20 protein-coding genes and 1 riboswitch are annotated in these 19,002 nt (G+C 72.1%); of the genes, 6 read left to right on the top strand and 14 right to left on the bottom strand.

The genetic code is table 11. The features are described from left to right. Nucleotides 1-8: 8 nt before the first annotated feature. Both C5H89_RS09420 and C5H89_RS09415 read left to right on the top strand, forming a co-directional pair. On the top strand, nucleotides 9-788 hold the full coding sequence (locus C5H89_RS09420) for a HipA family kinase (RefSeq protein WP_104106721.1): 780 nt from the start codon (nucleotides 9-11) through the stop codon (nucleotides 786-788). Beyond that, a complete protein-coding gene (locus tag C5H89_RS09415) occupies nucleotides 785-1,165 on the top strand; it encodes a DUF3037 domain-containing protein (RefSeq protein WP_104106720.1) in 381 nt (126 codons plus the stop codon). Before C5H89_RS09420 ends, C5H89_RS09415 begins: the two co-directional genes overlap by 4 nt. 4 nt (nucleotides 1,166-1,169) lie before the next feature. Here C5H89_RS09415 and C5H89_RS09410 read toward each other — a convergent pair whose 3' ends face one another. The 4 genes from C5H89_RS09410 to C5H89_RS09400 all read right to left on the bottom strand — a co-directional run bounded on the left by C5H89_RS09410 (nucleotide 1,170) and on the right by C5H89_RS09400 (nucleotide 4,602). After that, nucleotides 1,170-1,913 carry a sirohydrochlorin chelatase gene (locus C5H89_RS09410; protein WP_104106719.1) on the bottom strand — a complete coding sequence of 248 codons (744 nt, stop codon included), beginning with the start codon at nucleotides 1,911-1,913 and terminating at the stop codon, nucleotides 1,170-1,172. 70 nt (nucleotides 1,914-1,983) lie between these two features. Next, a complete protein-coding gene (locus tag C5H89_RS09405; protein WP_104106718.1) occupies nucleotides 1,984-2,730 on the bottom strand; it encodes a phosphoadenylyl-sulfate reductase in 747 nt (248 codons plus the stop codon). Then, nucleotides 2,727-2,891: a hypothetical protein gene (locus C5H89_RS19130; RefSeq protein ID WP_199286643.1), complete on the bottom strand. Its 165-nt coding sequence runs from the start codon at nucleotides 2,889-2,891 to the stop codon at nucleotides 2,727-2,729. The genes C5H89_RS09405 and C5H89_RS19130 overlap by 4 nt, the downstream gene beginning before the upstream one ends. Nucleotide 2,892: 1 nt before the next feature. Beyond that, nucleotides 2,893-4,602 carry a nitrite/sulfite reductase gene (locus C5H89_RS09400; RefSeq protein ID WP_104106717.1) on the bottom strand — a complete coding sequence of 570 codons (1,710 nt, stop codon included), beginning with the start codon at nucleotides 4,600-4,602 and terminating at the stop codon, nucleotides 2,893-2,895. Nucleotides 4,603-4,947: 345 nt separating this feature from the next. Between C5H89_RS09400 and C5H89_RS09395 the strand changes: the two genes are divergently transcribed. Beyond that, entirely contained in the window at nucleotides 4,948-6,393 is a 1,446-nt protein-coding gene (locus tag C5H89_RS09395) for a glycine hydroxymethyltransferase (RefSeq protein ID WP_104106716.1), read from the top strand. Between the two features lie 4 nt (nucleotides 6,394-6,397). On the opposite strand, the gene C5H89_RS09390 is transcribed toward C5H89_RS09395, so the two are convergent. Together C5H89_RS09390 and C5H89_RS09385 are read right to left on the bottom strand one after the other, a co-directional pair. Further along, nucleotides 6,398-6,742: a hypothetical protein gene (locus tag C5H89_RS09390; protein ID WP_104106715.1), complete on the bottom strand. Its 345-nt coding sequence runs from the start codon at nucleotides 6,740-6,742 to the stop codon at nucleotides 6,398-6,400. A gap of 140 nt (nucleotides 6,743-6,882) precedes the next feature. Continuing rightward, nucleotides 6,883-8,517 carry an acyl-CoA dehydrogenase family protein gene (locus tag C5H89_RS09385; protein WP_104106714.1) on the bottom strand — a complete coding sequence of 545 codons (1,635 nt, stop codon included), beginning with the start codon at nucleotides 8,515-8,517 and terminating at the stop codon, nucleotides 6,883-6,885. 17 nt (nucleotides 8,518-8,534) lie between these two features. On the opposite strand from C5H89_RS09385, the gene C5H89_RS09380 reads away from it, so the two are divergent. The 3 genes from C5H89_RS09380 to cobU all read left to right on the top strand — a co-directional run bounded on the left by C5H89_RS09380 (nucleotide 8,535) and on the right by cobU (nucleotide 11,132). Beyond that, nucleotides 8,535-9,494 carry a YihY/virulence factor BrkB family protein gene (locus tag C5H89_RS09380; protein ID WP_104106713.1) on the top strand — a complete coding sequence of 320 codons (960 nt, stop codon included), beginning with the start codon at nucleotides 8,535-8,537 and terminating at the stop codon, nucleotides 9,492-9,494. 103 nt (nucleotides 9,495-9,597) lie between these two features. Further along, the gene (locus C5H89_RS09375) at nucleotides 9,598-10,590 is read left to right on the top strand and encodes a potassium channel family protein (RefSeq protein ID WP_104106872.1); all 993 of its coding nucleotides are present in this window, start codon (nucleotides 9,598-9,600) and stop codon (nucleotides 10,588-10,590) included. Then, nucleotides 10,590-11,132: a bifunctional adenosylcobinamide kinase/adenosylcobinamide-phosphate guanylyltransferase gene (gene cobU / locus C5H89_RS09370; RefSeq protein WP_104106712.1), complete on the top strand. Its 543-nt coding sequence runs from the start codon at nucleotides 10,590-10,592 to the stop codon at nucleotides 11,130-11,132. The genes C5H89_RS09375 and cobU overlap by 1 nt, the downstream gene beginning before the upstream one ends. Before the next feature lie 37 nt (nucleotides 11,133-11,169). Here the strand turns inward: cobU and C5H89_RS09365 are convergent, their stop codons facing one another. The 8 genes from C5H89_RS09365 to C5H89_RS09330 form a co-directional block, all read right to left on the bottom strand. Then, nucleotides 11,170-11,925: an adenosylcobinamide-GDP ribazoletransferase gene (locus tag C5H89_RS09365; protein WP_104106711.1), complete on the bottom strand. Its 756-nt coding sequence runs from the start codon at nucleotides 11,923-11,925 to the stop codon at nucleotides 11,170-11,172. Continuing rightward, on the bottom strand, nucleotides 11,918-12,952 hold the full coding sequence (gene cobT, locus C5H89_RS09360) for a nicotinate-nucleotide--dimethylbenzimidazole phosphoribosyltransferase (RefSeq protein ID WP_104106710.1): 1,035 nt from the start codon (nucleotides 12,950-12,952) through the stop codon (nucleotides 11,918-11,920). Before cobT ends, C5H89_RS09365 begins: the two co-directional genes overlap by 8 nt. Nucleotides 12,953-12,993: 41 nt before the next feature. Further along, nucleotides 12,994-13,587 carry a type 1 glutamine amidotransferase domain-containing protein gene (locus C5H89_RS09355; protein ID WP_240181784.1) on the bottom strand — a complete coding sequence of 198 codons (594 nt, stop codon included), beginning with the start codon at nucleotides 13,585-13,587 and terminating at the stop codon, nucleotides 12,994-12,996. 77 nt (nucleotides 13,588-13,664) lie between these two features. Continuing rightward, a complete protein-coding gene (locus C5H89_RS09350) occupies nucleotides 13,665-14,309 on the bottom strand; it encodes an ATP-binding cassette domain-containing protein (RefSeq protein WP_104106709.1) in 645 nt (214 codons plus the stop codon). Next, the gene (locus C5H89_RS09345) at nucleotides 14,303-15,184 is read right to left on the bottom strand and encodes an ATP-binding cassette domain-containing protein (protein WP_240181783.1); all 882 of its coding nucleotides are present in this window, start codon (nucleotides 15,182-15,184) and stop codon (nucleotides 14,303-14,305) included. The genes C5H89_RS09350 and C5H89_RS09345 overlap by 7 nt, the downstream gene beginning before the upstream one ends. Then, nucleotides 15,181-16,044, bottom strand: coding sequence for an ABC transporter permease (locus tag C5H89_RS09340; protein WP_104106708.1), 864 nt, complete (start codon nucleotides 16,042-16,044; stop codon nucleotides 15,181-15,183). Before C5H89_RS09340 ends, C5H89_RS09345 begins: the two co-directional genes overlap by 4 nt. Continuing rightward, nucleotides 16,041-17,042 carry an ABC transporter permease gene (locus tag C5H89_RS09335; RefSeq protein WP_240181782.1) on the bottom strand — a complete coding sequence of 334 codons (1,002 nt, stop codon included), beginning with the start codon at nucleotides 17,040-17,042 and terminating at the stop codon, nucleotides 16,041-16,043. The genes C5H89_RS09340 and C5H89_RS09335 overlap by 4 nt, the downstream gene beginning before the upstream one ends. Further along, nucleotides 17,030-18,649 carry an ABC transporter substrate-binding protein gene (locus C5H89_RS09330; protein WP_104106707.1) on the bottom strand — a complete coding sequence of 540 codons (1,620 nt, stop codon included), beginning with the start codon at nucleotides 18,647-18,649 and terminating at the stop codon, nucleotides 17,030-17,032. The genes C5H89_RS09335 and C5H89_RS09330 overlap by 13 nt, the downstream gene beginning before the upstream one ends. A 226-nt stretch (nucleotides 18,650-18,875) precedes the next feature. Beyond that, nucleotides 18,876-18,951: riboswitch (cyclic di-GMP riboswitch) on the top strand. Nucleotides 18,952-19,002: the final 51 nt, after the last annotated feature.

Genomic DNA, 19,002 nt, shown 5'->3' with positions numbered 1-19,002 from the left:
AAGCACACGTGCGCGCCAGGTCCGGCGTGATCCCGCGGGTCGGGGTCAGCCGGTACGTCACTCCGCTGCGTGAGGGTGGGAGTCTGCCCGGTCTCGTCGAGGCCGAGGACCTGGGTATCTACGTGTGCAAGTTCTCCGGTGCGGGCCAGGGCGTCCGGGTCCTGGTGGCCGAGGTGCTGGTCAGTGAGATCGCCCGTCGCATCGGTCTGCGGACACCGCGCCTGGTTGCCCTGGAGCTGGACGGCGAGATCGCCCGGTACGAGGCCGACGAGGAGGTGCAGGACCTGCTCACCGCGAGCCTGGGCCTGAACCTCGGGGTGGACTTCCTGCCGGGCGCCTTCGGGTTCGACGGAGCCCAGACCATCGAGCCGGGCGTGGCAGAGCGCATCCTGTGGCTGGACGCATTCACCGCGAACGTGGACCGCAGCTGGCGCAACCCCAACCTTCTGGTCTGGCACGGCGACGTCTGGGTCATCGACCATGGAGCGGCGCTCTACTTCCATCACGCCTGGACGACCCAGGTGACTGACCCGCAGCGGTTCGCGGCGCAGCCGTGGGACAGCAGTGACCACGTGCTGGGCGAGTTCCTGGGCGACCTGGGGGCGGCCGACGCCGCAGCGCGTGCGGTCCTGTCGACCGAGGTGTTCACCGACATCGTGGCGCTGGTGCCCGAGGAGTGGCTGACCTGGGTGCCGGGTGTCAGCCCGGCCGAGCTCAGGACCGCCTACGTGGAGTTCCTGACGGCCCGGCTGGGAAGCCGGCAGTGGTTGCCCGGAGGTGCGGCATGACGCGGCTGTCCTACCAGTACGTCGTCCTGCGCTGCGTCCCGCGACCCGATCGCGAGGAGTTCCTCAACGTCGGTGTGGTGCTGTACTGCCAGAGCACGGAGTTCCTCGACGTGGCCTGGCGGTGCGACCGCGACCGGCTGAGCTCGTTCGCACCTTCCCTGGACGTGGACCAGGTCTGCGCGGCCCTGGACTTCGTGGCGGGCGTCTGTGCGGGGGACTCCCGCGGAGGGACCGCAGCGACGAAGCCCATGGGTCAGCGCTTCGGGTTCCTCCGCGCGCCGAAGTCCACGGTGCTCCAGCCCGGACCGGTCCATGGCGGGATCACCGCGGAGCCGGCCCGGGCCCTGGAGCACCTCGTCGAGCGCCTGGTGGGCTGAGCCCCTAGACCGGCACGAGCTCGACCGCGCCCACGGCGTACCGGGCGAGGATCGTGCGGGCCACCTCGGGGTGTGCCCCCAGGGGATCCGAGACCGCCACCGCGCCGGCCTCGACGGCCAGCTCGGCCGCCCGGTCCGGCAGGAAGCCGGGTGCCAGGAAGAGCGAGGCGACGGCGATGTGCCGCTTGCCCTGGGCCCGGAACGCCCGGACCGCCTCGCCGGTGGTTGGCGGGGTCGCGGAGGCGAAGGCGGCCGTGACCGGCAGCTTGTGCCGGCTTCCCCAGGTCCGCGCCAGGCGGGCCACCGACTGGTTGGCCAGCGCGTCGGACGAGCCGGCCGCGGCCAGGACCAGCGCGTCCAGCTCGCGCACCCGGGCCGCCCTGAGGGCCTCGCGCATGCGGATGTCGAGGACATCCAGGAACGCCGTCTCCAGACCGAGGACACCGGTGGAGCGGACCTTCAGTCCCGGGTGGCGCCCCATCGCCGCCTCCACGGCAGCCGGGACGTCCACCTTGGCGTGATAGGCCTCGGTGAGCAGCAACGGCACGACGACGATCTCGTCGAAGCCGGCCTTGACGAGCTTGTCCACGGTCTGCTGGAAACCCGGCTTCGCCAGCTCCAGGAACGCCTGCTCGATGCGCAGGTCCGGACGCAGGCGCCGTACCTCCCCGATCAGGCTCTTGATCGTGGCCGCGGACCGAGGGTCACGGCTTCCGTGGGCGAGTGCAACCAATGCAGGAGCAGCCATCAGAACTGCCTCCCATCTCCTGTGAGGTGTGCATCGACGACGCTGTCGATCTTGGTGTTGCGGTGAGACTTCATGAGTGGATCCCGCACTCGGTCTTGCCGGTGCCGGCCCAGCGGCCGCTGCGCGGGTCGTCGCCCGGCGCCACCCGTCGGGTGCACGGCCAGCAGCCGATCGAGGGGTAGCCGTCGTAGGCCAAGGGGTTGACGAGCACCGAGTTCTCGGCGATGTAGCGCTCCATCTGCTCGTCGCTCCACCGGGCCAGGGGAGACACCTTGACCTTGCCCTTGCGGGCGTCCCAGCCCACGACCGGTGCGATCACCCGGTTGTGGGTCTCGGCGCGCCGCAGACCGGTGGCCCACGCGTCGTACCCGGCGAGGGACCTGGCCAGGGGCTCGACCTTGCGCAGCTGGCAGCAGCGGTCCGGATCGGTCTTGTAGAGGTCCGCCCCGTGCGTGAGGTCCTGCTCGGCCACGCTCTGCACCGGGGTGATGGTGATCAGGTTGACCGGGAGAGTGGCCTCCACCGCGTCCCGCGTGCCGATGGTCTCGGCGAAGTGGTAGCCGGTGTCGAGGAAGACGACGTCGATTCCGGGCACCACCTGGGAGGCGAGGTGCGACAGCACCGCGTCCCCCATGGAGGAGGTGACGCAGAAGCGCTCGCCGAAGGTGGCCGCGGCCCACTCGATGATGTGCTCCGCGGGCGCCAGCTCCAGCTCGGCACCGACGTGGGAGACGAGCTCGCGAAGCTCCTCAGGGCTGCGCCCCTCGGTGTGGGTGCCGCGGAAGTCCCGGGCGGCACGGGTCGTCGCCGTCGTCATGCCTGCCCTCCTCCCGGTCGGACCATCCCCAGCATCTTGACCGTGAACGCCCGCAGGCAGGCACGGCACTCCCAGGCGCCCGGCGCCCCCTCGGCCTCGTGGGGCCAGAGGTTCTCGTCACCGCAGTAGGGGCAGTGGAAGGGCTGGGCGCGCTCGCTCATCTCAGACCGACTCCAGACTGCGGTCGCCGCGCAGGTGGACCTCGTCGGCCCGTGCCGCCCAGTCGGCGAACGACTCGCCGTCCTGTCGGTCGTCGAGGAACGCCTGCACCACGGCGGTGATGTAGTCGTCCAAGCCGGTGCTGGTGACCTTGTGCGCCCGCAGCTTGCGGCCGAAGTTCGCACCGAGGCCCAGCGCGCCGCCCAGGTGGACCTGGAAGCCCTCGACCTGCTGTCCGTCGGCGTCCATCACCAGCTGCCCCTTCAGGCCGATGTCCGCCACCTGGGTGCGGGCACAGGCGTTGGGGCATCCGTTGACGTTGACGGTGATCGGGACGTCGAGCTGCGGGAACCGACGCTCGAGCTCGGCGATCAGGTCCGCGGCGCGCTGCTTGGTGTCCACGATGGCGAGCTTGCAGAACTCGATGCCGGTGCACGCCATGGTGTTGCGGCGCCAGTTCGAGGGACGGGCGGTGAGCCCGATCTTCTCCAGGTCGTCGAGGAAGGCGTCGGTGTCGCCGGCGTCGATGCCGATGACCACGAGCTTCTGGTACGCCGTGAGGCGGATGCCGCGCGCGCCGTACTGCTCGACCAGATCAGCCAGCCCGAGCAGGATGGCGCCGTTGACGCGGCCCACCACCGGCGCGACGCCGACGTAGAACTTGCCGTCTTTCTGCTCGTGCACGCCGATGTGGTCGCCCTGGGTGACCGGGACCGCGGGGGAGGGGTTGTCGATCAGGGACCGCTTCAGGTACTCGGTCTCCAGCACCTCGCGGAACTTCTCCTTGCCCCAGTCCGCGACCAGGAACTTCAGGCGGGCCCGCGAGCGCAGCCGCCGGTAGCCGTAGTCGCGGAAGATGCCGCACACGGCCTCCCACACGTCGGCGACCTGGTCCAGCGGGACCCACACGCCGAGCTTCTGGGCGAGCATCGGGTTGGTCGAGAGACCGCCGCCGACCCACACGTCGAACCCGGGGCCGTGCTCGGGGTGCACGGTGCCGACGAACGAGATGTCGTTGACCTCGGGGGCGACGTCGTGGCTGGGGTGGCCGGTGAGGGCGGTCTTGAACTTGCGCGGCAGGTTGGAGAACTCGGGGTTGTTCAGCGCCCGGCGCTTGATCTCGGCGAGCGCCTCGGAGCCGTCGATGATCTCGTCCTTGGCGATCCCGGCGACCGGCGAGCCGAGGAAGGGCCGAGGGGAGTCGCCGCAGGCCTCGATGGTGGTGAGCCCGGCGGCCTCGAGCCGCTCCCAGATGGCGGGGACGCTCTCCACCTCGATCCAGTGGTACTGGATGTTGTTGCGGTCGGTGATGTCCGCGGTGCCGCGGGCGAACTCCTGCGAGGTGCTGCCCAGGGCGCGCAGCGCCTCGGCGTCGAGGATCTGGCCGTCGGTGCGCACCCGCATCATGAAGTAGCTGTCGTCGAGCTCCTCCTCCGGCAGCGAGGCGGTCTTGCCGCCGTCGAAGCCGGGGGCGCGCTGGGTGTAGAGCCCCATCCAGCGGAACCGACCCCGCAGGTCGGCGGGGTCGATGGAGGCGAAGCCGCGCTTGGAGTAGATGTTGAGGATCCGAGCCCGCACGTTGAGCGGGTTGTCGTCCTTCTTGGTCTGCTCGTTCTTGTTCAGCGGCTCGGAGTAGCCGAGCGCCCACTGGCCCTCACCGCGCTTGGGACGGGGGCGGGCGGGGCGAGCAGGTGCGGCGGAGCTGGAGGTCATGGTGGTCCTTCACGCTGAGGGTCGCGCGCATCGTTGGGCGCGGAGGTGGGGGCGTCAGTCAGCGGGGCCAACAGATCATGCTGCGCAGGCGACCGAGGTCCACGTGGCGACGGACCACGAGGTAGGTGTGCGTTGCGAAGCTGACCATGTCAAGCAGTCTCACGGGGCGGACGCGATCCCCACAAGGTTAAATCTCATGTTGTGGACGCTGTGTCCAAATATCAAGACGCTCGCCAAGCGGGCCAGCCTGCCCCCACGCCTTGGTGAGGCCCAGGTCACACTCCCTCCGGCCGCCGGCGACCGGCCCCGGGCGGACGACCCGGGACGCTTCACTAGGCTGGCCCCATGACTGACTCCCTCGCCGCGACCGCCAGTGACGCCTACTCCGCAGCGCTGCGGGTCATCGCCTCCGTCGAGCCGCGCATCGCCGAAGCCACCCGTCAGGAGCTGGCGGACCAGCGGAGCTCGCTGAAGCTCATCGCCTCGGAGAACTACGCCTCGCCGGCGGTGCTGCTCACCATGGGCACCTGGCTCAGCGACAAGTACGCCGAGGGCACGGTCGGTCACCGCTTCTACGCCGGCTGCCAGAACGTGGACACCGTCGAGTCGCTGGCGGCCGAGCACGCACGCGAGCTGTTCGGCGCGCCGTACGCCTACGTGCAGCCCCACTCGGGCATCGACGCCAACCTCGTCGCCTTCTGGTCGATCCTGGCCAACCGGGTGGAGACGCCGGCGCTGGCGAAGCTGGGCGCCAAGAACGTCAACGAGCTGACCGAGGCCGACTGGGAGTCGCTGCGTCACGACCTGGGCAACCAGCGGCTGCTGGGCATGAGCCTGGACGCGGGCGGTCACCTGACGCACGGGTTCCGCCCCAACATCAGCGGCAAGATGTTCCACCAGCAGCAGTACGGCACCGACCCGGAGACGGGCCTGCTGGACTACGCCGCGGTCGCGGCGAAGGCGCGGGAGTTCAAGCCGCTGGTGCTGGTGGCCGGCTACAGCGCCTACCCGCGCCGGGTGAACTTCGCGAAGATGCGCGAGATCGCCGACGAGGTCGGCGCCGTGCTGATGGTCGACATGGCCCACTTCGCGGGGCTCGTCGCCGGCAAGGTGTTCACCGGGGAGGAGAACCCGGTGCCCTACGCCCACATCACCACCACCACGACCCACAAGTCGCTGCGCGGTCCCCGCGGCGGCATGGTGCTGGCCCAGGAGGAGTTCGCCGCCGACGTGGACCGTGGCTGCCCCATGGTGCTGGGCGGTCCGCTGTCCCACGTGATGGCCGCCAAGGCCGTGGCGCTGGCCGAGGCGAGGACGCCGGAGTTCGGCACCTACGCGCAGCAGGTCGCCGACAACGCCCAGTCGCTCGCCGAGGGCTTCCTGACCCGCGGCGCCAAGCTGGTCACCGGCGGCACCGACAACCACCTGGTGCTGCTCGACGTGACCTCGTTCGGGCTGACCGGTCGCCAGGCGGAGTCGGCGCTGCTCGACGCCGGCGTGGTGACCAACCGGAACTCGGTGCCCGCGGACCCCAACGGCGCCTGGTACACCTCCGGCGTCCGGCTCGGCACGCCCGCGCTGACCACCCGCGGCTTCGGGCACGACGAGTTCGACCGGGTGGCGGAGCTCATCGTCGAGGTGCTCTCCAACACCCAGCAGGGCCTGACCAAGGCCGGCGGTGTGTCGAAGGCGTCGTACGTGCTGGGCGACGGGATCGCCGACAAGGTCCGGTCGGCGAGTGCCGAGATGCTCGACAAGCACCCGCTCTACCCGGGCCTCGAGCTCTCCTGAGGCGTCAGCCCCCGGCGCCGGCCTCCACCGCGGGGCGGGCGCTGGGGGCGTAGCCGGTACGCACGTCCCGCTCGTCCTGCTGAGCGGCGGCGTGCGCCGTCGGCGCGGACGGAGCGGGCTCGTCCTCGGTGCGGGGGTCGCGCAGGTAGACCACCGCGGTGATCGCGTCCAGGCGGATCAGGTACTGCCCCTCGTCGGGGTTGTCCAGCACCACGCCGTGGCTGTCGCTGGCCACCGGGACCCCCTCCAACCAGTTGCCCTGGACCAGGGTGCGCACCGGCATGCCCTGGTCCTGGGCCCGGTTGAGCAGGGTGCCGACGGTGAAGATGGTGCTGCCATGGGTGGCCACGAAAATCACTCCTCAGGGGTGGACCGCAAGCGTAAGCGTGCCACTGATGAGCGTGCGGGCCGCCGAATGGTCACCTGGTGTCTAGTCATCGGCATCGACGACGGGCCGATGGTCCCGACGTCACCGGCGATCTGCTCGGCTCAGGCCAGCGTCGGTGTGGCGCGGGTCACGATCGCCTCCAGGTCGCCGCCCTGGAGCATCCCGAAGGTCCCGTCGAAGGACGAGCCGAGGCGCGAGGCGCAGAAGACGTCGGAGACCTCCGGTGGTGCGAAGCGGACCAGCAGCGAGCCCTGCAGGCAGGCCGCCATCGCTCCAGCGAGGCGCCGGGCACCGGACTCCATGCCCACCGAGTCGCCCAGCAGCCGCAGGGTGTCGTCGACCGCCCGGTCCAGGCTCGCGTTGGCGCCCCGGGCGGCGCCGACCTCGAGCATCCAGGCCTCGAGCGCCGCCGGCTCCCGGGAGAGAGCGCGCAGCACGTCGAGGGCGTTCACGTTGCCGGACCCCTCCCACACCGAGTTGAGCGGCGCCTCGCGGTACATCAGGGGCAGGCCCGACTCCTCGACGTACCCGTTGCCGCCCAGGCACTCCAGCGCCTCGGCCACCATCGCCGGGGTGCGCTTGCAGACCCAGTACTTGGCCAGCGGCAGGGCCAGGCGCCGCAGCGCCGCCTCGTGCGGGTCGTCGGCCTTGTCGACGGCCGCCGCCAGCCGCAGGGCCAGAGCGGTGGCTGCCTCGGACTCGACGGCGAGATCGGCGAGCACGTTGCGCATCAGCGGCTTGTCGGCCAGCGTCCCCCCGAAGGCCGACCGGTGCGCGGCGTGCCAGGAAGCCTCCGCCAGCGCGTGCCGCATCAGTGCCGCCGAGCCCAGGACGCAGTCCAGCCGGGTGGCGGCCACCATCTCGATGATGGTGCGCACGCCCCGGCCCTCGTCGCCGAGCCGGCGCACCAGCGTGCCGTCGAACTCCAGCTCGGAGGAGGCGTTGGAGCGGTTGCCCAGCTTGTCCTTCAGCCGCACCACGTCCATCGGGTTGCGGGTCCCGTCCGGCAGCACCCGGGGGAGCAGGAAGCAGGTGAGCCCGGCCTCGGCCTGGGCCAGGACCAGGAAGACGTCGTTGCTGGGTGCGGAGGTGAACCACTTGTGGCCGTGCAGGGTGTAGAGGCCGTCCTCGGAGGTACGCCGGGCCTGGGTGAGGTTGGCGCGGACGTCGGACCCGCCCTGCTTCTCCGTCATCCCCATCCCGGCCAGGGCGCCCAGCTTGGCCGCGGCCGGCCGGGTGCCCGGGTCGTAGCGGGTCGAGGCCAGCAGCGGGGTCCACTCCTTGGCCAGGGCGTCGTCGGCCCGCAGCGCCGGGACCGCGGCGTAGGTCATGGAGATCGGGCACCCGTGCCCGGGCTCGGTCTGCGACCAGGCGAAGAAGCCGGCCGCGCGGCGTACGTGGGCGTGCGGCGAGGCCGACTCCCACGGCGCGGCCTGCAGCCCATGGCCCACCGCACGCTCCATCAACCAGTGCCAGGACGGGTGGAACTCCACCTCGTCGACCCGGTTGCCGTAGCGGTCGTAGTTCACCAGCCTCGGGTGGTGCTCGTTGGCCAGCATTCCGTGCTCCCGGGCCTGCTCGGTGCCGGCCTCGGCGCCCAGCGCGGTGAGGTCGTCGAGGACCTCCTCGCTGCCGTGCCGCAGCACCGCCTCGCTGAGCGCGGCGTCGGAGCGCACCACGTTGTGACCCGCCAGAAGTGGCGCCTGGTTCGTGCTTGCCCGGAGATCGGTGCGCATGTGGCTACCGTAGGCGCATGACGTCCACCAGCCAGCAGGAACTCCTGGCTGGGGCCCGGCTCCGGGCGTCGCGGGCCGGGGAGCTGGTGTGGCGCCTGGTGGTCACCACCGTCGGTGCCTGCATGCGCTACCGGGTGACCGGGCTGGCCGCCGAGGCCGCCTTCTTCGCCCTGCTCTCGGTGCCCCCGTTGATCTTTGCCTTCGCGGGCGCGATCGGCTTCATCTCCTCGCGCTACACCACCGCCCAGGTGGAGGACGTGCGGCAGGCGATCATCGAGCTGGCGTCCCGTGCCCTCACCGACCAGGCGGTGGACGAGGTGATCACCGAGACGATCGACGAGGTGCTCAAGGGCGGCCGCTTCGACGTCATCTCGGTCGGGTTCGTGCTCGCCCTGTGGTCCGGATCGCGTGCGCTCAACGTCTTCGTCGACACCATCACGATCATGCACGGCCTCGGCGGGCACCGGGGGATCGTGCGGACCAGGGCGCTCTCGTTCGCGCTGTACCTGCTCGCGCTGCTCACCGGGGCCGTGACCATCCCGCTGGTGGTGGTCGGCCCCGAGCTGATCGGGGACTGGCTGCCGCAGCGGTTCGACTTCCTGATGTCGTTCTACTGGCCGGTCGTGGTCCTGGTCTGCATCTGCTTCCTGGCCACGCTCTACCACGTGTCCGTGCCGGTGCGCACGAACTGGAGCTTCAACCTCCCGGGCGCGGTCTTCTCGCTGGTCAGCTGGATCCTGGGCTCCTACCTGCTGCGCTGGGTGCTCACCGTGACCGCGGCCGACTCGCGCTCCATCTTCGGGCCGCTCGCGGCGCCCATCGCCGTCCTGCTCTGGCTCTACATCCTGGCCATCGCGGTGCTGATCGGCGCGGCGGTCAACGCCGCCTTCGACACCATCTTTCCGCAGCTGAGCACGACGCGCGCCCGCCACGAGCTCGTGCACCGGCTCAAGCAGCGTATCGGCGTGAAAGACTGAGCGCGTGAGCAACCTGTCGGAGCAGCCGACTCCGGCGCTGAGCCCGATCAAGCTTCCCGACCAGACCAGGTCACCCTGGTGGGAGCTGGGTCGCCGCGTCCTGATGGCCGCGGCCATCCTGCTCGGCACCGCCCTGCTGGTGTACTTCGACCGCGACGGCTACCGCGACAACAACGACCCCACGGGTCGCGTCAACCTCATCGATGCGTTCTACTACACGACCGTCACCCTCAGCACGACCGGCTACGGCGACATCGCGCCGTACACGGCCCAGGCCCGGCTGATCAACGCGCTGGTGATCACCCCGTTGCGCATCGCGTTCCTGGTCCTGCTGATCGGTACCACCCTCGAGGTGCTCGCCTCACAGGGCCGCGAGATGTACCGGGTCGCCCGGTGGAGGAAGAACATGGGACAGCACGTCGTCATCATCGGCTACGGGACCAAGGGACGCAGCGCAGCCGAGACCCTGCTCAGCAACGGCTTGGAGCGCGGCTCCATCGTGGTGGTCGACCCCAGCCCGACGGCTCTGGCCGACGCCCACAACGACGGGTTCGCGGTGGTCACCGGCGACGCCACCCGTCGGCAGGTCCTGCGCCAGGCCGACGTGCACAAGGCCCGCCAGATCATCATCACCACCGACCAGGACGCCTCCAACGTGCTGGCCACCCTGACGGTGCGCCAGCTCAACCCGGACGCCTTCATCGTGGCCGCGGTCCGGGAGCACGAGAACGCGCCGCTGATGAAGCAGTCGGGTGCCAACTCCGTGATCACCTCCTCCGAGGCGGTGGGCCGGCTGCTGGGGCTGTCGTCGCTCTCCCCGCTGCTGGGCGCGGTGATGGAGGACCTCCTCACCTACGGCGACGGCCTCGAGGTGGCCGAGCGTGACCTGCTGGTCAGCGAGGTGGGAAAGCCGCCGCAGACCCTGCCCGACCAGGTCATCTCGGTGGTGCGTGACGAGAAGGTCTACCGCTACTTCGACCCCGTGGTCACCCAGCTCGCGCGTGGCGACCGACTGATCGTGGTCCGCCCGGCCAAGGAGCGGCCGTGGGCTCCGCGCCCGGGGACGCACGGCGAGGAATCCGCCGAGGACGACTGATGGGGGCGCCCGGCAAGGTGCTGGTCACCGGGGGAGTGCGGTCGGGGAAGTCCACGCACGCCGAGAGTCTGCTGGCTGACGCCGAGCAGGTGGCGTACCTGGCCCCCGGCCCCCTCCCGGACGCCGAGGGGGACCCCGACTGGGCGGCCCGGGTGGACCAGCACCGCCGGCGCCGACCGGCCCACTGGCACACGGTGGAGGGGCACGACCTGGCCGGCGCCCTCGCGGGGGCCGAGGGTGCCGTGCTGGTGGACTGTCTCGGCACCTGGCTGACGGCAGTCGTCGACCAGCACCGGGCCTGGGACCTGCCCACCGACGACGTACGACGGCTGGTGGAGGCGGACCTGGACCGGCTGCTCCCGGTGCTGGCGGACCACGCCGGCCCGGTCGTGCTGGTCACCAACGAGGTCGGCATGGGCGTGGTGCCGGCGCACCGCTCGGGGCGGATCTTCCGGGACCTGCTGGGCGTGGTGAACCAGCGGGTGGCCCGCTCGTGCGACGAGGTGCACCTGGTGGTGGCCGGGCGGGTCCTCCGGCTCTGAGGGTGCGGAGGCGCCCGCGGGGCACGCCGAGCCCGGGTCAGGCCAGGACCACCAGCAGCGCCGCCAGGGACAGCTCGACGCAGGCGCCGAAGACGTCACCGGTGACCCCGCCGAGGCGGCGTACCGTGTGCCGCACCAGCACGGAGACAACGGCGAGGGCTGCCAGGGTGGCCAGGGGGCCGCGCCACCAGGAGACGTCGGCGCCGACCACCGCGACGGTGAGCACCGCCGCCACCGCGGCCCAGGTCAGCACGGCCCACGGGAGCGGGACCTGGCCGGCCAGGGGGTTGCCCAGTCCGTCGCGGCGCGCTGCCGGGACACCGCGCAGGCAGGCCACGGACAGCGAGGCACGCGACGCGCAGACCGCGAGTCCCGCGAGGCAGGCGCCACCGGGGGTGCCCAGCAGCACTGCCAGACCGGAGACCTGGAGGCCTGCCACCACCACGGTCGCCACCACGCCCGCAGGCCCCGAGGTGCCCGAGCGCATCACGGCCAGGGACCGTTCCGGGTCGTAGGAGGCGGTCAGTCCGTCGACGGTGTCGGAGAGGCCGTCCCAGTGCAGCACCCTGGTGCCCAGGGCAAGGACGCCGAGGGCAGCGAACGCCGTGGCGAGGTGCGGCAGGTCGAGTGCCTGTCCCAGGAGCCCGACGAGGACGACGGCGACGCCCAGCGGCAGCACCGCCAGCGGGGCGAGCAGGACGGCCCGGCCGGGCACCGGGTCCGCCACCGTCGAGGGCGGACGGACCTTCAGGGCGGTGAGGGTGCCCACGGCCAGCCGCCAGGCGTCACCCACCGGGCTGCAGGTCGGAGAGCAGGGCGACGTCGCGGAGCACCGCGATGGCGCTGCGGAGCACCGGCACCGCCGCCACGGCTCCGCTGCCCTCGCCGAGCCGCATCCCCAGGTCCAGCACCGGCTCGAGGCCGAGCTTGTCCAGGGCCAGTGTCTGGGCGGGCTCGGTCGAGCGGTGGCCCGCCGCGAACCAGGCGGTCGCGCCGGGAGCCAGCCGCTCCGCGGTGAGCGCGCACGCCACCGACATCAGGCCGTCCAGGAGCACCGGGACGCCGGCCTCGGCTGCGGCCAGCAGGAAGCCGGTGGTCGCGGCGAGGTCGGCGCTGCTCAGGGCGGTCAACGTCTGCATCGGGTCGTCCAGCCGGTCGCGGCTGCGGTCCAGGGCCTGCTGGATGAGCTCCTGCTTGCGGGTCAGGGCGTCGCCGACGAGGCCGGTGCCGCGACCGGTGACCTCGGATGCCGGCAGGCCGAGGCCGGCTGCGACCAGGGCGGACGCGGGGGTGGTGTTGCCGATGCCCATGTCCCCGGTCAGCAGCAGCTGCGCGCCGGCGGCGATCTCCTCCGCCGCCACCTGGCGGCCGGCGGCCAGAGCGCGCTCGGTCTCCGCGGGCGTGAGCGCGTCCTCCAGGTGGATGGCGCCGCTGCCCCGACGGACCTTGTGCGCCAGCACCGCGGCGGGCACTCCGACCAGGTCGTCGTCGACCCCGAGGTCCAGCACCCGTACGGCGACACCGTGAGCGGCTGCGATCGCGTTCACCCCTGCTCCGCCGGCCAGGAAGGTGCGCACCATCGCGGGGGTGATGGCGGGCGGGAACGCCGAGACGCCGTGCCCGGCGACGCCGTGGTCGCCGGCGAAGATCACCAGCCGGGGGTTGTCCAGCTCGGGCGGGGGCACCTGGCCGTGCGCGGCGGCGTACCAGACGGCCAGCTCCCCGAGACGGCCCAGGGCCCCGGGGGGAGTGGCCAGGGCGGAGAGGCGCTGGCGGGCGAGGTCGTGGACGGCGCGGTCGGGAGGCGAAATGACAGGCACCGGCCCAGCCTAGGTGGCCGGACCGGTGCCTGGGTTGCAGGTCAGCTGGCGGAGTCGGTCGTCTGCTGCTGTGCCACGCCGTGCTCCAGGGCCTCCATCAGGGCGCCGATGAAGGCCGGGAGGTCATCTGGGTTGCGGCTGGTGATCAGGTTGCCGTCGATCACGGCCTTGTCGTCCACCCAGTCGCCGCCCGCGTTGCGGATGTCGGTGGCCAGGCTGGGCCAGGACGTCAGGGTGCGTCCGCGCACCACGTCCGCCTCGATCAGGGTCCAGGGGGCGTGGCAGATCGCGGCGACCGGCTTCCCGGACGCCACGAACTCACGCACGAAGGCCACGGCCTGCTCGTCCATGCGGAGGGCGTCGGGGTTGGCCACCCCACCCGGCAGCACCAGGGCGTCGTACGTCGAGATGTCGGCGTCGGCCACCACCTCGTCCACCGGACGGGTCTCGGCCTTGTCCAGGTGGTCGAAGGTCTGCACCTCGCCACTCTGGGTGGAGATCAGCACCGGCGTGTGGCCGGCGTCGCGGACGGCGTCCCACGGCTCTGTCAGCTCGACCCGCTCGATCCCCTCAGGGGCCATCAGGAAGGCGACGCGCTTGGTCGACTTCGCGGTCTCGTCAAGGAGCTCGGACACAGTGTTCCTCTCGTCTACGTTCTTTTCGCTGTCCCGGCACCGGTACCCAGCGTGGGCGTCCCCATGCGGGGCACGCTTCAGGTGCGCTGCGCTCGGTTCTGGGCCGTGATGGCCGCGTCCTCGAGCACGACGACCCGGTCCACGACCCGGGCGAGCAGGTCCCGGTCGTGCGAGATCGCCAGCACCCCGACTCCTTGGTCGTGCACCCGCTCGGCCAGGTGGCGCCACAGCATCGCCTGGGTGATCGCATCGAGGCTGCTGGAGATCTCGTCGGCCAGCAGGTAGGCCGGATCCGCCGCCAGCGCGCGCGCCAGGTTGACCCGCTGCAGCTCTCCGCCGCTGATCTCGTGCGGCCGGCGCTCCAGCCACGCCCGGTCGACCAGGCCGTCGGGCTTGCACGCGGCGTCGGGTGCGTCCGGGCGCGCCTCGGCCAGGATGTCGCGCACCCGCCACCGGGGGTTCATGGCGCGCTCGGGATGCTGAAGCAGCAGCTGCACCGGTCGGGGCCCCCGGGTGGGAGGCAGCGGCGACCCGTCGAGGACGACCCTGCCCCGGTCCGGCGCACGGAACCCGGCGAGCACCATCGCCAGGGTGGTCTTGCCCCGGCCGGAGGCGCCCCACAGGCCGACCACCTCGCCGGGAGCCACGGCGATGGAGACGTCCTGCAGGACCCACGGGCGGGTGCGCCCGTGACGCGCCCACAGGCCCTCCCCGCTCAACACGCGTCGGTCTCCGGCAGCTCGAACCCGTTCTGGGGGAGCGCGCGCCACAGGGCTCGGCTGTAGGCGTGCTCCAGGGCCTGGCCGCTGCCGGTGAACGCCTCCACGGGCGCCTCCTCCAGCGTCCGCCCCCGGCGGGCCACCACCACCCGGTCGGCGACCCGCAGGGCCGCTCCGAGCTCGTGGGTGATCAGCAGGACGCCGCTGCCCGCGTCCGCGATGCGCCGGAGCCGGTCGAGCACGGCGACGACGCTCTCCGGTGCCAGTCCCGGGGTGGGCTCGTCGGCGATGACCAGGGCCGGGTCGCCCATGAGTGCCAAGGCGGTCAGGACTCGTCGGGCCATCCCACCGGACAGCTCGTGCGGGTGCAGCCGCAGGACCGACTCCGCCAGTCCCTGCGCGCGCACCGCCTCGGCCGCCCGGGTGCGAGCCGCGCGTCGTCCGTGGCCCGCCAGCCGGGCGGCACGACGCGCCTGGGACCCGACCGTGGCCGTTGGGTCGAGATGGGACACCGACTGGGGGAGCAGGGCGGTCTGGGCGCCGGCGAGCCGGCGACGCTGCGGCGGCGCCATCGGCGCGCCGCGCCACCTGATCTCCCCGTGCTCCCGGGCGTTGGCCGGGAGCAGTCCCAGCACCGCGTGGCCCAGGATGCTCTTGCCGGCCCCGCTGGCCCCGACCAGGGCGACCACCTCGCCCTCGCGCACGGTCAGCGACATCTGCTCCACCGCCGCTACCGTGCGGCGACGCAGTCCCCGGTCGTACTGCTCGAAGTGCACCGACAGGTCGCGCACCTCGAGCAGCGCCCGCCCGGGCGACGCCCTGGGCGAGCCGACGATCCCGGCTCGCGGCGAGGTCTGGCGTTCCAGTGAGCTGGTCACAGCTGGGCACTCCTCGGGGCGAGCAGGAGACGGAGGTTCTCGCCGATCCGGTCCACCAGCCGGACCATCAGCAGGAGGCCCAGTCCCGGCAGGACGGCGAGCCACCAGTGGCCGGCAGAGAGGTACCGCATGGACTCGGCCAGCAGCACGCCCACGGCAGGCAGGCCGGGGTCGACGCCGAGCCCCAGGAAGGAGAGGGCTGCCTCGTGCAGGATCGCGTGCGGGAACATCAGCACCACCCCGACGCTCAGGTGCGGGACCAGGTGCGGTGCGAGGTGTCGCCGGGCGACGTGGACCGGGCCGTGGCCCAGTGCGCGGGAGATCGCGACGTACTCGGCCGAGGTGGTCTCGCGCCCGACCGAGACGAGCACCCGGGTGAGTCGGGGCCAGTGCGTCAGGCCGATGGCCAGGACCACCGCGCCGGTGCCTCCGCCCAGGGAGAAGGCCAGCAGGATGAGCAGGACCAGGTGCGGCAGGGCGAGGAACAGGTCGACCAGCCAGTTGACCACGGCAGCGGACGCCCGGCCCCCCACGGCGGCGAGCAGCGCCAGCACGATCGCGATGCCGCCCGACATCAGCGCCGCCACGGCTCCGACCAGGAGACTCAGGCGCAGCCCCACCAGGGTCCGCAGGAACAGGTCACGGCCGTAGCGGTCGGTGCCGAAGGGATGGTCCAGGCCGGGGGTGAGGTTGCGCCGGTCCAGGTCAGTGACCTGCGCGGGCGCGGCAGCCAGGGTTCCGGCCACGACCAGGGCCACGGCCACCAGCACCGCGAGGGCCAGGGCGGCCAGGGTCCGGGTACGCCGGTCCCGCCAGGTGGGGAGGAGGCGCACGCGGGCGTCGGGGACCGCGAGGCTCATGCCGGGACCTCCCGCGCTCCCGGGACGGCGAGGCGATGGGCGAGGTCGCCCAGCGCGTTGCCGACGAAGACCACCACGGCGGTGAAGAGGGCGATGCCCAGCAGCAGAGGCACGTCCTGGCGCAGCGCCGCGGTGGTGGTGGCCTCACCCAGGCCGGGGTAGGTGAAGACCTGCTCGGCCAGCACCGAGCCCCCGAAGAGCTCGCCCACGGAGGCGAACTGGAGCATCAGCGCCGGCCCCGCCGCGTTGCGCGCCACCCGGTGCAGCACCAGCCCGGGCATCCGCTCGCCCTGCGAGCGGGCGAAGGCCACCTGGTCGCTGTCCAGCACCTCGACGGCCGCCTGGCGGGTGTGCAGCAGCACCGGGGAGATCGCGACCACGCTGAGGGTCAGCGCGGGGAGCACCAGGTGGTGCAGCCGCTCCAACACGGACGCCTCGCCCTGCAGGCTCCCCAGCGGGGCCGCGCAGCACACGGGCGTCCACTGCCAGGAGACCGAGAAGACGTAGAGCAGCAGCAGCCCCACCCAGAAGGTGGGTGCCGAGGCCAGGGTGTAGGCGAACCATGTCAGCCCCCGGTCCACGAACCGCCCACGGGTGGCGGCGGCGACCAGCCCCAGGGTGAACCCCAGGACCCCGGAGAACAGCCACGCCAGCGCCATCAGCGCCAGGCTGGCGGCGAACCGGTCGGCGATCACGGCGGTCACCGGCTGGCCGAAGACCTGGGAGGTGCCGAGGTCCCCGGTGAGGATGTTCCCGGCCCAGGCCGCGAACCGCTCCAGCGGCGGGTCGTCCAGCCCCCACCGCTGGGCGATCTGGTCGCGCTGCTCGCTCCCGATCGCCGCGGCGTCGGCGCCGACGTACGCCTGCACCGGGTCGACGGGGGAATTGGCGACCAGCAGGAAGGAGCCGACTGCGACCGCGGCCAGGAGGCTGCCCAGCCGAAGCGCCCGGCCCGCGAGCCGGGGGAGGCGTCGACGGATCCCGGTCAGCAGTCCCACCGCCAGGACGTGATCCCGGCCGTCACGGGCCAGCCGTGGCCGTGCGGCTCCACGTACGCCGGGCCGAGGTCCAGGCACTCGTCGACGAAGTAGGTGTGCTCCAGGTTGACCAGCCAGGCCCAGGCCGCGTCGGCCGGAGCGCTGAAGCCCCGTGCCTCCTCGTCGAGCTGGGCGGCACGCCACTGCCGGGTGGCCTCCTCCGCGTCGGTGGCCGCCATGGCGGCGTCCAGGTGCTGATCCACTGTGGGGTCGGAGTAGTAGCCGGGGTTGAACGACTCGGTCCCGGCCAGGGAGGAGTGGTAGAGGTTGAACATCTCGGTCGGGTCGTGACTGCCCCATCCGAAGAGCACCGCGTCGGCGTGCTGACGCTGGTAGATCTCGTCCCAGGCGACCCCCTCGGTGCGGATCTCGATGCCGGCGGGCGCGACCATGTCGACCACGCTGAGAGCCAGGCCCTGACGCAGCGAGTCGTCGGCGGGGTAGAGCAGGGTGAACGAGGCATCCACCCCGGCCTTCTCGCGGACTCCGTCGTCATCGGTGTCGGTCCATCCGGCGCGCTCGAGGAGCTGGCCCGCGGCGTGGGGGTCGGCGTCGGCGATCCGGCTCCGTGGCTCGAACCAGGGAGCTGCGTCCACCGGGCCCGCGGCGGGGGAGCCGTAGCCCTCCAGCACTCCGTCGACCAGTCGCTCGCGGTCCACGGCAGTGTTCACCGCACGCCTGATCGCCAGGTCTGCGGTCACGTCGTTGCCGACCGGCGCGTCCGCCGGGCTGGTGCGGCCGGCGGCGGGGACGGTGGGGAAGGAGATGCCCCGGTTGTCCAGGGAGGTGACGGCCTCGAGCCTCATACCGGCGATGTCCTGGGTGGCCAGCGCCGAGGGGACGGCGGCCATCTCGACCTCTCCGGCCCGCGCGGCCGCGAGGCTGGCGTCCTCGTCCGTGAAGACGAACACGATCCGCTCGAACTCGGGCTTCTCGCCGTAGTAGTCCTCGTTCCGCGCCACGACGAGCTGCTGGCCCTGCTGCCAGTCCACCAGCTCGAAGGGCCCGGAGCCGACGGGCTGGCGGGCGTAGTCGGCGCCGTGCGCGTGCTCGGGGACGATGCCCAGGCTGATCAGCCGGTTCACGAAGGTGCTGCGGGGCTCGGACAGGCGCAGCTCCACCGTGTCCTCGTCGATGGCCACGGCCTCCTTGAGGGCGGTCACGTCGGTCAGCCCACCGCGGGTGGCGGCGGTGTTGAAGGTGTAGGCCACGTCAGCGGTGGTCACCGGCTCGCCATCGGTGAACTGCGCATCGGTCCGGATGTCGACGGTCCAGCTGAGTCCGTCCTCGCTGACCTGGTAGGAGGTGGCCAGGTCCGTGCCGACCCCGAGGTCCGGCTCCCGCACCAGCAGCGTGGACTGGAACAGGGGCGAGCCGTAGCGGCCCCAGCCCAGCGTCGGGTCGTAGCCCTCCTCCGACTCGCCTCCCACCGCCAGCCGCAGCTCGCTGGGGGCCGTGTGCGGGGCATCCGCCTCGGTGGTGCTGGGGCCGCACGCGGCGAGCGCGATGACCAGCAGCAGCGCCCCAGTCGTGGCAGTGAGCCAGTGCGCGAGGCTGGTGCGTCGCATGGTTCCTCCAGCGCCTTATTGCGAACAGTTTGCAACAAGAAGCGTAGGTCACCTGTTCCGAACGTCCCGGAACCGGGGGTGCGCACGGGCTCAGGGGCTCCGTGCGTGGGGCCCGGGGAATTGTCGCAAGAGCCGGACAGGCTGAGGACGGTGTGGCACCGTAGCGCTCGAGACGGGAAGCGGTTGTCCGCGATCCAGATCCTGAGCACGGGCCGAGGTCGGTGTCAGAGCGAAACGGCAAACCCGATGTGAGTCGGGGACGCAAAGCCACGGGGCCCACCAGGGTCAGCCGGGTTGCCGAACTGGTCCTCGTCGATCCCGTGAGGGTGGCCCACCCGCACGAAGCGGCTGCT

Origin of the sequence: Nocardioides sp. 616, from assembly GCF_002930065.1 — a bacterium.
GTDB lineage: Bacteria > Actinomycetota > Actinomycetes > Propionibacteriales > Nocardioidaceae > Nocardioides > Nocardioides houyundeii.
The sequence above is the reverse complement of the archived record's forward strand: the minus strand, read 5'-3'. Positions and strand labels throughout refer to the sequence as shown.